Raw genomic sequence first — 12,667 nt, 5'->3', positions numbered from 1 at the left:
TATGGAACAAGGACAGGCCTATTCTCACCGCCCCGTCCTGCTGGACGAGTGCATCGAGGGGCTGCGCATCCGCCCCGGCGGTCTCTATCTGGACGGGACCCTGGGCCGGGCGGGCCATTCCCGGGAGATCGCAAGGCGGCTGGACACCGGACGTCTGGTGTGCATCGACCGGGACCAGGCGGCGCTGGACGCCGCTCAGGACCGGCTGGCCGGCTGCTTGGACAAGGTGGAGCTGATTCACGGCAACTTCGGGGACCTGGCGGAGCTGCTGGACGGCAGGGGACTGGGGCCCTTTGACGGGATGCTCTTCGACCTGGGCGTGTCCTCCCCCCAACTGGACGACCCGGAGCGGGGCTTTTCCTATATGCACGACGCCCCGCTGGACATGCGCATGGACCGCTCCGAGGCCCTGACCGCCGCCATGGTGGTCAACGAGTGGCCCCAGGAGGAGCTCAAGCGTATCCTCTGGCAGTACGGGGAGGAGCGCTACGCCCCCCAGATTGCGGCGGCCATCGCCCGCCGGCGGGCGGACAAGCCCATCGGCACCACGCTGGAGCTGGTGGAGGTCATCCGCGGCGCCATGCCCGCCCAGGCCCTGCGGGAGAAGCAGCACCCGGCCAAGCGCAGCTTTCAGGCCATCCGGATCGCGGTCAATGACGAGCTGGCGGCGGTGGACCGGATGCTCCAGGCAGCGGTGCCCCGGCTGTCCCCAGGGGGACGGCTGGCGGTCATCTCCTTCCACTCCCTGGAGGACCGCATCGTGAAAAACGCACTGGCAGCTTTCGCCAGGGGCTGTACCTGCCCGCCGGACTTTCCCGTGTGCGTCTGCGGCAAAACGCCCCAGGTGAGGCTGGTGAACCGCAAGCCCATCCTGTCCGGGGAAGCGGAATTAAACGAAAACCCGAGAGCCCGCAGCGCCAAGCTGCGCTTGGCGGAGAAATTGTGAACGCGAGGAGCTGACGACCCATGGCGGTAGCTGCGGCCGGAAGAAAAACCCGATATCAGTCCTATGGCAACGTGGCCTATGATCCGGCCTATGCCCAGCCTGCCCGCCGCCCCGCGGAGCGGGGAGGGGCGGAGGTCCTCCGCCCGCAGCCAAAGGTACGCCCCCGGCAGCGCGCCGCCGCCCGCCCCAAGGTACAGGTCCGGGAGCAGGGCAGGGTTTCGATCTTCGCCGTGGTGGGCTTTCTGGCCGTGGGTGTGTTCGCCGCCCTGGTGCTGATGAGCTATGTCCGGCTCACCGTGGTGTCCGACCAGGTGGTGAGCCTGCGCAGCGAGCTGGACAGCCTGAAGACCGAAGAGTCCAAGCTGATGGCCCGGTACGATCTGGCCTTCGATTTGTCGGCCATTGAGGCCCAGGTAACGGCGGACGGCTCCATGACCAAGCCCCAGAGCGGGCAGATCGTGATGCTGGATATGTCCGAGCCCGACACCGTGGTCCGCTACCGGGCCGAGGGCGAGACCGAAAAAAGCGGTCTTTGGGACAAGACCAAGGAGATTTTGAGCGGATTCCAGGCATATTTCCAGTGAGTCGGCACATATCGTTCATCAAGTCCTAATAGCGAGAGAGATAAAGCGGGGCGTAAGAAAATGGTGTATTTTCTTACGCCCTCCTCTTTCGGAAAGCGCCCGCACGGCGATTTGACAAGGAGACCGGCATGGCAGAGAGAACGCGCAAAACAGAATCCCGGTCCGGTGACCGCCGGGCCAACCGGACCATCCTGGGCCGCACCATTTTCCTGATGGTGATCTTCGGGGTGGTTGTCTTTATCCCGCTGTTCTGGAAGTTGTGGGACGTGCAAATCAGCCAGCACGACAAGCTGGAGGAGCAGGCTATCGACCAGCAGACCCGGGACCTGCTGGTGACCGCGCCCCGGGGCACCATTTACGACGCCAAAGGCAACCGGCTGGCCGTCTCCGCCGACGTTCACAACATCGTCATCTCTCCCAAGGACATCGTGGAGGGAGAGAAGGCGGCGGCCGAGCGGGCGGTGGCCAAGCTGGAAAAGGGCGCCGGACTTACCCAGGAGGAGAAGGAGAAAAAGGGCTGCGTCCCCACCGACGCCGAAATTGCCGCCCAGAGCGGCAATTACGCCGAATTCATCGCTCAGGGGCTGTCCCAGATCCTGGGGGTGGAGGAGGAAAAGATCCTCAAGCGCATGGAGAACACCGCGGTCCAGTATGAGGTGGTCAAGTGGCGGGTGGAGGACGACATCACCACCCAGGTCCGGCAGTTCATCAGCGACTATCAGCTCTACCCCGGCGTGTATGTGGAGCCGGACACCAAGCGCTACTACCCCTCCTCCGATCTGGCCGCTCATGTGGTGGGCTGGGTCAACGTCAACGACAACAACAAGGGCGCCTACGGCGTGGAGGCCCAGTACGAGAGCTATCTGGCCGGAAAGGCCGGCCGGGTGGTCACCGCCAAAAACGCCGCCGGCACCGAGATGCTCTCCAGCTATGAAAACTACATCGACGCCATCGCCGGCGGCGACCTGCACCTGACCATCGACAACACCATCCAGAGCTACGCCCAGCGGGTCATGGACGAGGGCATTGCCAAATACGATGTGCAGGAGGGGGCCTTCTGCATCGTCATGGACCCCAACACCGGCGCGGTGCTGGCGATGGCCTCCAGCCCCGACTACGATCTGAACAGCCCACGGGAGATCACCGACTCAGTGCTGTCCAGCTACGTGGAGTCGGTGAGGAACGACCCCAGCTCCAACGACGAGGCCTATGCCAAAGCCCTTCAGGACGCGCAGTATTCCCAGTGGCGCAACAAGGCCCTCAACGACACCTATGAGCCCGGCTCCACCTTCAAGACCCTGGTCCTCTCCGCTGCCCTGGAGGAGGGGGTGGTCAGCGAGTCCGACCACTTCTACTGCTCCGGCGTGAAGCAGGTGGCCAACTGGCCCATCCGGTGCTCCAAGCGGGAGGGCCACGGAGATCAGACCCTGCGCCAGGCAGTGATGAACTCCTGCAACCCGGCTTTTATCGAGATCGGCCAGCGGCTGGGGGCGGAAAAGTTCTGGGAGTACCTGGAGAACTACGGCCTGATGGAGCGCACCGGCATCGACCTGCAGGGCGAGGGGCAGAGCCAGTTCTGGGACGAGGAGGAGTTCGTCAGCGAGCAGGGCATCGCCTCCCTGGCCACCGCCTCCTTCGGCCAGCGGTTCCAGATCACCCCCATCCAGATGATCACCGCCGCCTGCGCCGCTGTCAACGGCGGCCGCCTGATGCAGCCCTATGTGGTCCAGTCCATCACCGACTCCGACGGCAACGTAATTCAGTCCGCCCAGCCCACCCAGGTGCGGCAGGTCATCAGCGAGGCGACCTCCGCCCAGGTGCGCTCTATCCTGGGCAGCGTGGTCATGGACGGAGGCACCGGCAAGAACGCCTATCAGGCGGGCTACAGCATCGGCGGCAAGACCGGCACCTCCGAGACCAACCAGAGTAAAACCACCGGCCGGCTGATCGTCTCTTTTCTGGGGGTGGCACCGGCGGAGAACCCGCAGATCGTGGTCCTGCTGGGCTACGATCACCCCAAGCCCGCCGTTCCCGGCTCCAACCTGACCGCCGGGGGCTATTACATCAGCGGCGGCAACATGGCCGCCCCCATGGCCGGAGAGCTCATCGCCGACATTCTGGATTACCTGGGGGTGGAGAAGCAGTACAAGGCCGATGAACTGGCCGATGTGGTGGTGCCCAAGGTCACCGAGCTCTCCCTCAACGACGCCCAGGACCTGCTCAAGCAGAAGGGACTTCAGTGGCGGACGGTGGGCGAGGGCGGCGTGGTCACCGACCAGATCCCCGCCCAGGGGGCCTCCATCCCCGGCAGCAGCCAGGTGGTCCTCTACCTGGGAGCGGAAAAGCCCACCGACCAAGTACCGGTGCCCGACGTGTCGGGCAAGACTTTGGAGAGCGCCCAGACCGCCTTTGCCAAGGTGGGGCTGTACCTGCGGCCCTCGGGCAGCGGCGGCAGCTATTCCTCCTCCTCCACCGTGGCGGTGGGGCAGTCCATCACAGCGGGGGCCATGGTGGACCCGGGCACCGTGGTGGACGTCCAGTTCATCGACACCGATATCCAGGACTATGCCAACAACACCGGTATACGGTGATTCTCCCCAGGAGGTGAAAGCGGATTGAATCTGCAGGAGCTGCTGTCCGGCGTGGCGCTCACAGAGTGCCGGGCGGCCGGGGACGTGGAAATCACCGGGATCAGCTATGACACCCGGGACCTCAAGCCGGGAGCCCTTTTCGCGGCGCTGTCCGGCTATAAGACCGACGGACACCGCTATATCCGGGAGGCCCTGGAGAAGGGGGCCGCCGCCGTTTTGTGCCAGCGTGCCCCCGACTTCGACGGCCCGTGGCTGGTGGCCGGGGACACCCGGGCCGCCCTGGCCGACGTGTCGGCCAACTGGTTCGGCCGCCCGGCGGAGGCCATGACCTGCGTAGGGGTGACCGGCACCAACGGCAAGACCACCACCACCTATCTGCTGAAGGCGGCGCTGGAGGGGGCCCTGAAGGCCAAGGTAGGTCTCATCGGCACCAACCAGAACATGATCGGAGAGGAAATCCTCCCCGCCCACCGGACCACCCCCGAGTCCTACGAGCTCCAGGCGCTGCTGCGGCAGATGGCCGACGCGGGCTGTACCCATGTGGTGATGGAGGTCTCCTCCCACGCCCTGGTGCTTCACCGGGTCCGGGGCATCCGCTTTGCCGCCGGAATCTTCACCAACCTGACCCAGGACCACCTGGATTTTCACGGGACCATGGAGGCCTACCGGGCGGCCAAGGGGCGGCTGTTCGAGCAGTCCGACCTGGCCGTCCTCAACCTGGACGACGAGGCCGGGCGGTATTACGCCCGGACCGCGCCCTGCCCGGTGTTTACCTACTCCGAGCGGAAGGACGAGGCCGACCTGGTGGCCAAGAATATCCGGCTATTCCCCAGCCATGTGGAATTTGAGGCGGTGGCCAAGGGGGCCATCGGTCGGGTGTTTCTCCCCATTCCGGGCGGATTCACCATCTACAACGCCCTGGGCGTAGTGGCCTGCGCCCTCAACCTGGGGGCGGAGCTGCCCGACGTCATTGCCGCCCTGCGGACGGCCCGAGGGGTGAAGGGCCGCATTGAGGTAGTCCCCGTCCCGGCGGCCTACACCGTCATCATCGACTACGCCCACACCCCCGACGCCCTGGAGAACATTCTCACCACCGTCCGGGACCTGACCGACCACCGGGTCATCTGCCTGTTCGGCTGCGGCGGCGACCGGGACCGGACCAAGCGGCCCCTGATGGGGGCGGTGGCGGGCAGCCTGGCCGATCTGTGCGTGGTCACCTCGGATAACCCCCGCACCGAGGAGCCGGAGGCCATCCTCCGCGACGTTCTGGCGGGCATGGGCGAGGCCGCGGCTCCGCCTCTGGTGGAGCCCGACCGCCGCGCGGCCATCCGCCTGGCCCTGGCCCAGGCCGGGCCCGGCGACGTGGTGGTGCTGGCGGGCAAGGGACACGAGACCTATCAGGAGATCGACGGGGTACAGTGGCACCTGGACGAGCGGGAAGAGGTGGCGGCGTACTTTTCCAAGTGAAAAGTCCCGGTAAGTGACACGTTGGGCTTTTGATATGGAGGGCTTTGTGGTATAATCCCCGTTTGGGAATTTTACCGGGAGGTTGAAAAAATGAGACTATTGATCGCGGCGCTGGTGTCCTTCGTGGTATCGGCCATTGCCGGAAAGATTTTGATTCCTGTACTCCGCCGGATGAAGGCCGGCCAGTCCATCAAGGAGGACGGCCCCACCTGGCACATGTCCAAGCAGGGCACCCCTACCATGGGCGGGCTCATGTTCATCCTGGGCATCCTGTGCACCCTCCTGCTCATCGGCTGGACCGACATGGCCCGGGGGGACTTCCGGGCTCTGTTCGTTTTCTGCTTCGCGCTGGTGTTCGGGGTCATCGGCTACCTGGACGACTACGAGAAGGTGAAGAAAAAGGAGAACACCGGCCTGACCGCCGGGCCCAAGTTCCTGCTCCAGCTCGCCGCCGCCATCGCCTTCACGGTGCTGCTGCGGCACTACGGCTACCTGGCCCCCCACCTGTACCTCCCCTTTGTCAACCTGGTGGTGGAGCTGCCCTGGGTGGTCTATATGGTCTTTGCCGCCTTCGTCATGGTGGGCACCGTCAACGCCGTCAACATCACCGACGGAGTGGACGGCCTGTCCTCCAGCGTCACCCTGCCGGTGGCCGCCTTCTTCGCCGCCGTGTCGGCCTGGTGGGGCAGCCAGTACCAGGACATCGGCGTGTTCGCCGGGGCGCTGTTCGGCGGTCTGGCGGCCTTCCTGCTCTACAACCATTACCCCGCCAAGGTGTTTATGGGGGACACCGGCTCCCTGTTCCTGGGGGGCGCGGTGTGCGGCCTGGCCTTTGCCTTTGACATGCCGCTGATCCTCGTCCTGGTGGGCGTCGTCTATATTGCCGAGACCCTCTCCGATATCATCCAGGTGGTCTACTTCAAAGCCACCCACGGCAAGCGTATCTTCCGCATGGCCCCCCTGCACCACCACTTCGAGATGGGGGGCTGGAGCGAAAAAAAGGTGGTGGCGGTCTTTGCCGCCGTCTCCCTCGTGTTCTGCGTCCTGGCCTTCCTGGGAGTCATGGACCGCTACGTATCCCTGTAGTCACTTTTGGACTCTGCTGAGGAAAGGCAGGTGGCCCCATGGCGACCAAACCCAAGCGCGACCTGACGGTGGAAGAGCAGTTGGCCCGGGGGCCTTTGGACCTGCCCTTCCTGATGCTGGTGCTGCTGCTTACCGGCATCGGCCTCATCATGGTGTTCTCCGCCTCCTACGCCTCGGCCTATTACAACGAGGCGGTGACCCACCACGACCCCACCTGGTACGTCAAGCGGCAGGCCATCTTTGCCGCGGCGGGGGTGGTCGTCATGTACCTGACCTCCAAGCTCAACTACCAGAATTTCCGATGGATGTCCATCTTCGTGCTGGCCGCCGCCTTCGTGCTGCTGATTCTGGTGAAGGTGCCCCACATCGGGGTCACCGCCGGCGGTGCCAACCGCTGGATCAAGCTGCCTGGTCTGCCCCAGTTCCAGCCCTCGGAGGTGGCGAAGCTGGGCGTCATCCTCTATTTTTCGGCGCGCCTGGCCAAGCGGAACACGGAAAAAAAGCGAAAATTCAACCACCATACCCCCAAGGGCCGCTTTCTCCGCCTGATGGACCGCATCGGCCTACTGGAACTGGCGCCCTATATGGGGGTGCTGCTGGCCATCCTGGGTCTGCTGGCCCTCCAGCCCCACATGTCGGGCATGATCCTGATTCTGGCCATCGGCGCGTCCATCCTCTTTGCCGCCGGCATCCATCTGGGGTGGTTCGTGGCCGGCGGCAGCTTTGCCGTGGCCGCCCTGACCTTCATCATCTTCAACACCGACTACATGGCCTCCCGCATCCACATCTGGCAGGACCCCTGGAGCGACCCGCTGGGCAAGGGCTTCCAGACCATCCAGTCTCTGTACGCCATCGGCTCCGGCGGCCTGCTGGGGCTGGGGCTGGGCAACAGCCGCCAGAAGTTCCTCTACATCCCCGAGCCGGAAAACGACTTTATCTTCTCCATCGCCTGTGAGGAGCTGGGCTTCGTGGGAGCGGTGCTGATCCTGTGCCTGTTCGCCCTGCTGATCCTGCGGGGCTACTGGCTGGCCATCCACGCCCGGGACCGCTTCGGCGCCCTGCTCATCGTGGGGATCACCACCCAGGTGGCGGTGCAGACCTTTTTGAACATCGGCGTGGTGACCAATCTGTTCCCGGTCACCGGTATCTCCATGCCCTTTTTCAGCTACGGCGGTACGGCCCTGATGATCCAGCTACTGGAAATGGGCGTCATATTGAGCGTATCACGACAGATTCCGGCCCCAAAGGCCGGATAGGAGGGCACTGGCTTGAACATTCTCTTTACCTGCGGCGGCACGGCCGGACACATCAATCCGGCCATCGCGCTGGCCCGTCTGTTTCAGCTCCATCACCCCGGCTGCAACATCCTCTTCGCCGGCGCCTACAACGGCATGGAGCGGGATCTGGTGCCCAAGGAGGGCTACCAGCTCCGGACCGTGTATGTCAACACCATCCACCGGGCCTTCCGCTGGAAGGACATCAAGCATAACCTCATCACGGTGGTGACCATGCCCAGATCCCGGCGTCAGGCGGCGGAGATCATCCGGGATTTCCAGCCCGACCTGGTGGTGGGCACCGGGGGCTACGCCTCCTACCCCGTGGTGCGGGAGGCGGCCCGGCGGGGCATCCCCACCGCCGTTCACGAGTCCAACGCCGTGCCCGGCCTGACCACCAAGCTGCTGTCCCGTGTGGTGGACCGGGTGCTGGTGGGCTTTGAGGACTCCCGCGGATACTATCCCCACCCGGAACGGGTGGTGGTCACCGGCACCCCGGTGCGCCGGGACTTTTTCGACCACACCCGGAAGGAGGCCCGGCGGGCCCTGGGGATCACCGACGAGCGGCCGGTGCTGCTGTCCTACTGGGGCAGCCTGGGGGCCGAGGTGATGAACCGCTATACCGCCGACTTCATCCAGGCCGAGTGCGCCGACGGCCGGCCCTTCCACCACATCCACGGGGCGGGGCGGAACTACGCCTGGCTCACCGGCGAGCTGAAGGGCCGGGGCATCGAGCTGGACGGCCGCGCCGGGGTGGAGGTGCGGGAGTATATCTACGACATGCCCCTGGTGATGGCTGCCGCCGACCTGGTGATCTGTCGGGCGGGGGCCTCCACCATCTCGGAGCTGACCACCATCGCCAAGCCGGCCATCCTGGTGCCCTCCCCCAACGTGACCAATAACCACCAGGAGAAGAATGCCCGGGTGCTGGAGCGCCACGGGGCTGCGGTGGTGCTGCTGGAGCCGGAGTGCGACGGCAGGAGCCTCTACCGGGCGGCATCCGGGCTGCTGGAGGACCGGGACCGACTCACCGCCATGTCCAGGGCCCTGTCGGCACTGTCGGTCACCGACGCGGCGGAGGAGATCTATCAGACCCTGATCCGGCTCGTCCAATAGCCCGCCGGGGCTGTCACATCCCGGAGCCTCCGCATAGTATGGCCTGAAACCATGAATGCGGAGGACGGTCCATATGAGTGCTTATCTGGTGGAAGGCGGAAACCGGCTCCAGGGGACCGCGCGGGTCCACGGAGCGAAAAACAGCGTGCTGCCCATCCTGGCGGCGACCATTCTATGCCCGGGAGAGAGCGTGGTACATAACTGCCCCGATCTCTCCGACGTGCGGGCCTCCATTGCCATCCTGGAGCACCTGGGGTGCCGGGTGGAGCGGGCGGGAGACACGGTGACGGTGGACGCCTCCGCCCTCACCGGCCGGGACGTGCCCGACGCCCTGATGCGGGAGATGCGCTCGTCCGTCATCTTCCTGGGGGCCATCCTGGCCAGGCTGGGGGAGGCGATCATGTCCTTCCCCGGCGGGTGTGAGCTGGGCCCCAGGCCCATCGACCTCCATCTGGCGGCCATCCGGTCCCTGGGGGCCCAGGTGCGGGAGCAGGGGGGCGAGCTCCACTGCTCCGCGGCCGGCGGCCTGGCGGGCTGCGAGATCACCTTTTCCATCCCCAGCGTGGGGGCCACGGAAAACGCCATGCTGTGCGCCTGCGGGGCGGAGGGCGTCACCGTCATCTGCAACGCCGCCCGGGAGCCGGAGATCGTGGATCTGCAGGCCTTCCTGCGGGCGCTGGGGGCGGACGTCCGGGGAGCGGGCACCTCTGTCATCACCGTGCGGGGGAAAAAGCCCCTCCACGGCGGAGAGCACACGGTCATGCCCGACCGGATCGTGGCCGCCACGCTGCTGACCGCCGTGGCCGCCGCGGGGGGAGAGGCCGAGCTCCTGGGCACCGACTACCGGCAGCTCTCCACCGTCACCGCCGTGCTCACCGAGGCGGGGTGCCGAATCCGCAGCGGCAGCGATTCCATCCACATCTGCCGGGAGGCGCCCCTGCGGGGCGTGCGGCCCATCCGGACGGCCCCCTATCCCGGCTTTCCCACCGACGCCCAGCCGCCCGTCATGGCGGCGCTGTGCCGGGGAACAGGTACCACGGTCTTTGTGGAAAACATGTTTGAAAGCCGCTACCGCCATGTGGATGAGCTCTCCCGCATGGGGGCGGATATCCGGGTGGAGGGCAAGGTGGCGGTGGTGTGCGGCGTGGAGCGGCTCCATGGCGCTGCGCTCCAGGCCGCCGACCTGCGGGGTGGGGCCGCCCTGGTGGTGGCCGCCCTGGGGGCGGAGGGCCGCAGCGAGATCACCGGCCTGCACCACATGGATCGGGGCTACTACGGTCTGGAGGATACGCTCCGGGGCCTGGGAGCGGATATTGTCCGGGTTCCCTGAGCCGTATGAACCTTTTGTAAGGAATTTTTAACGATTTTCTCACCTTTGTATGCTATATTGAGGCAGAAACCAAAGAGACGATGCGGAGGCAGTCATGGCGGCGAGGAGAAGCAGCAAGCGAACAAGGCGGAGGAGGGGACGCTTCGGCTTCCTCTATAAAGCCCTGTCCCTGGTGCTCATTCTGGCGGCCATCGTGGCCGGCTGCATCGTATTCTTCCGGGTCAACGACGTGGCGGTTTCGGGGGAGAGCAAGTATACCGCCCAGGAGATCATCGACGTGACCGGAGTGCAGCAGGGGGACAATCTCCTCCTGCTGCCCAGGAACCAGATCGTCAAACGTATCCTGACCCAGCTCCCCTATGTCAGCAACGTCAACCTGCGCCCGAGCCTGCCGGACACCCTGCTCATCTCAGTCACCGAATGCGCTCCCGCCGCTCTGGTCCAGGGCGGGGAGGGCTGGTGGATCATCGACGCCCGGGGCAAGCTGCTGGAGCAGGTGAGCGCCCCCACCGTCCGGCCGGATCTGGCCAAGGTCACCGGCATCACCGCCCTGCTGCCCACGGCGGGTACCAAGCTGGCCGTGGCGGAGGAGGAGCAGACCAAGCTGTCCAGCCTCACCCGGCTTCTGACCGCCATGGAGAACCGGGCCATGCTGGGCCGGGTGGGCGCCATCGACCTGACCGCCGCCGCCCGGCTCACCTTCCTCTACGACGGGCGCATTACCGTCAAGCTGCCTCTGGTAGACGAGAAGGTGGAAGCCAAGCTGGAGGGACTGGAGCGGGCCATGGAGAGCATCCAGGACAACGAGCGGGGCACCCTGGACCTGACCCGCGATATTGGAGAGAGGTGGTACTTCGACCCGGAATAGCTGAGGCCCAAGGCACACAAAAGTTTTGGAAATATCCGGGTAGCTCTTGACCTGCGGCGAAAAGAGAGATACAATATAACAAGATATTGAGCTTGAGCCGGTGTTTCCGGCACAATCAGTCGATTTTACCGTGTTTTTTGACATATTTACATAGGAGGAACAGGCATGGCTTTTGGATTGGACACCGGGCCTGATACCGTCGTTACGATCAAGGTGATCGGCGTGGGCGGCGGCGGCAGCAATGTAGTCAACCGCATGGTGCGCTCCGGCATGAAGGGCGTGGACTTTATCGCCGTGAATACGGACAAGCAGGCGCTGAAAAATTCCGCCGCGACCTACAAGATACAGATCGGTGAGAAGCTCACCCAGGGCCAGGGCGCGGGCAGCGACCCCGAGGTGGGCCGCAAGTCCGCCGAGGAGAGCCGCAACCAGATCTCCAAGATGCTGGAGGAGACCGACATGGTCTTCATCACCGCCGGTATGGGCGGCGGCACCGGCACCGGCGCGGCCCCCATCGTGGCCGACATCGCCAAGGAGCTGGGCATCCTCACCGTGGGCGTGGTGACCAAGCCCTTCAACTTCGAGGGCCGCCGCCGTATGGAGCAGGCCGAGCGGGGCATCGAGGACCTGCGCACCCGGGTGGACTCCCTGGTCATCATCCCCAACGAGCGGCTGAAGTTTGCCACCGACCAGAAGATCACCTTTGCCAATGCCTTTGAGATCGCCGACGACGTGCTGCGCCAGGCGGTCCAGTCCATCTCCGACCTCATCAAGAACACCGGCTTCATCAACCTGGACTTTGCCGACGTCACCGCCGTCATGAAGAATGCGGGGATGGCCCACATGGGCGTGGGCCGGGCTGCCGGCAAGAACAAGGCCGAGGAGGCCGCCAAGATGGCCATCTCCAGCCCCCTGCTGGAGACCTCCATCAATGGCGCCAAGGGCGTGCTGGTCAATGTCACCGGCTCCATGGACATCGGTCTGGAGGAAGTGGAGACGGCGGCCAACCTGGTCCAGCAGGCCGCCCATCCCGACGCGCTCATCATCTTCGGCGCCGCCTTCGACGACGAGCTGGAGGACGAGATCCGCGTGACCGTCATCGCCACCGGCTTTGAAGAAAACGTGGGCGCCGGCATGAACGCCAACCCCTTTACCAAGGCGGGGGAGCGGGCGGCGGCGGCCGGTGCGGCTGCGGCGCCGTCGGGTAAGCGTCCCAGCCTGGAGCCCCTGCCCGACAAGGAGCCGGACCAGGAGGACGACCCCTTCGTGGACATTTTCAAGATCTTCAACAAGGACCGCTGAACCTACGATTATAAAAACACCTGCGGAAGGATTCCGCAGGTGTTTTTTTGCTTGCAAATGGGACAAGGGCGATTTATAATGAAACATGGCTTCTGGCGATTTG

Annotated in this window: 10 protein-coding genes; all 10 read left to right on the top strand. The window is 65.1% G+C overall.

Going from position 1 to position 12,667, the window contains the following annotated elements:
* Nucleotide 1: 1 nt before the first annotated feature.
* Nucleotides 2–946: a 16S rRNA (cytosine(1402)-N(4))-methyltransferase RsmH gene (rsmH, locus tag BN2154_RS11275; protein ID WP_050618868.1), complete on the top strand. Its 945-nt coding sequence runs from the start codon at nt 2–4 to the stop codon at nt 944–946.
* A 20-nt stretch (nt 947–966) separates the two neighbouring features.
* The gene (locus tag BN2154_RS11270) at nt 967–1,530 is read left to right on the top strand and encodes a hypothetical protein (RefSeq protein ID WP_050618867.1); all 564 of its coding nucleotides are present in this window, start codon (nt 967–969) and stop codon (nt 1,528–1,530) included.
* Nucleotides 1,531–1,658: 128 nt separating this feature from the next.
* Nucleotides 1,659–4,121 carry a penicillin-binding transpeptidase domain-containing protein gene (locus BN2154_RS11265; RefSeq protein WP_050618866.1) on the top strand — a complete coding sequence of 821 codons (2,463 nt, stop codon included), beginning with the start codon at nt 1,659–1,661 and terminating at the stop codon, nt 4,119–4,121.
* A gap of 24 nt (nt 4,122–4,145) precedes the next feature.
* Nucleotides 4,146–5,588, top strand: a complete 1,443-nt coding sequence (locus BN2154_RS11260; RefSeq protein ID WP_050618865.1) for a UDP-N-acetylmuramoyl-L-alanyl-D-glutamate--2,6-diaminopimelate ligase — start codon at nt 4,146–4,148, stop codon at nt 5,586–5,588.
* A gap of 90 nt (nt 5,589–5,678) precedes the next feature.
* Nucleotides 5,679–6,674 carry a phospho-N-acetylmuramoyl-pentapeptide-transferase gene (mraY, locus tag BN2154_RS11255; RefSeq protein ID WP_050618864.1) on the top strand — a complete coding sequence of 332 codons (996 nt, stop codon included), beginning with the start codon at nt 5,679–5,681 and terminating at the stop codon, nt 6,672–6,674.
* Nucleotides 6,675–6,712: 38 nt separating this feature from the next.
* Nucleotides 6,713–7,930 carry a putative lipid II flippase FtsW gene (gene ftsW, locus BN2154_RS11250; protein ID WP_195892343.1) on the top strand — a complete coding sequence of 406 codons (1,218 nt, stop codon included), beginning with the start codon at nt 6,713–6,715 and terminating at the stop codon, nt 7,928–7,930.
* Nucleotides 7,931–7,942: 12 nt separating this feature from the next.
* Nucleotides 7,943–9,064, top strand: coding sequence for a UDP-N-acetylglucosamine--N-acetylmuramyl-(pentapeptide) pyrophosphoryl-undecaprenol N-acetylglucosamine transferase (locus BN2154_RS11245; protein ID WP_050618863.1), 1,122 nt, complete (start codon nt 7,943–7,945; stop codon nt 9,062–9,064).
* A 73-nt stretch (nt 9,065–9,137) separates the two neighbouring features.
* Complete coding sequence (gene murA, locus BN2154_RS11240; RefSeq protein ID WP_050618862.1) at nt 9,138–10,394, top strand: UDP-N-acetylglucosamine 1-carboxyvinyltransferase; 1,257 nt, start codon at nt 9,138–9,140, stop codon at nt 10,392–10,394.
* A 94-nt stretch (nt 10,395–10,488) separates the two neighbouring features.
* Nucleotides 10,489–11,262 carry a cell division protein FtsQ/DivIB gene (locus tag BN2154_RS11235; protein ID WP_094762489.1) on the top strand — a complete coding sequence of 258 codons (774 nt, stop codon included), beginning with the start codon at nt 10,489–10,491 and terminating at the stop codon, nt 11,260–11,262.
* Nucleotides 11,263–11,427: 165 nt separating this feature from the next.
* Entirely contained in the window at nt 11,428–12,564 is a 1,137-nt protein-coding gene (ftsZ, locus tag BN2154_RS11230) for a cell division protein FtsZ (protein WP_050618860.1), read from the top strand.
* The last annotated feature ends 103 nt before the right edge of the window (nt 12,565–12,667 follow it).

This window comes from Intestinimonas massiliensis (ex Afouda et al. 2020), from assembly GCF_001244995.1.
Classification (GTDB): domain Bacteria; phylum Bacillota; class Clostridia; order Oscillospirales; family Oscillospiraceae; genus Intestinimonas; species Intestinimonas massiliensis.
The sequence above is the reverse complement of the archived record's forward strand: the minus strand, read 5'-3'. Positions and strand labels throughout refer to the sequence as shown.

Coding starts and splice junctions, on each gene's coding strand:
- murA (WP_050618862.1), top strand. CDS start 9,138: ATGAGTGCTTATCTGGTGGAAGGCGGAAACCGGCTCCAGGGGACCGCG.
- mraY (WP_050618864.1), top strand. CDS start 5,679: ATGAGACTATTGATCGCGGCGCTGGTGTCCTTCGTGGTATCGGCCATT.
- ftsZ (WP_050618860.1), top strand. CDS start 11,428: ATGGCTTTTGGATTGGACACCGGGCCTGATACCGTCGTTACGATCAAG.
- rsmH (WP_050618868.1), top strand. CDS start 2: ATGGAACAAGGACAGGCCTATTCTCACCGCCCCGTCCTGCTGGACGAG.
- ftsW (WP_195892343.1), top strand. CDS start 6,713: ATGGCGACCAAACCCAAGCGCGACCTGACGGTGGAAGAGCAGTTGGCC.
- BN2154_RS11265 (WP_050618866.1), top strand. CDS start 1,659: ATGGCAGAGAGAACGCGCAAAACAGAATCCCGGTCCGGTGACCGCCGG.
- BN2154_RS11270 (WP_050618867.1), top strand. CDS start 967: ATGGCGGTAGCTGCGGCCGGAAGAAAAACCCGATATCAGTCCTATGGC.
- BN2154_RS11235 (WP_094762489.1), top strand. CDS start 10,489: ATGGCGGCGAGGAGAAGCAGCAAGCGAACAAGGCGGAGGAGGGGACGC.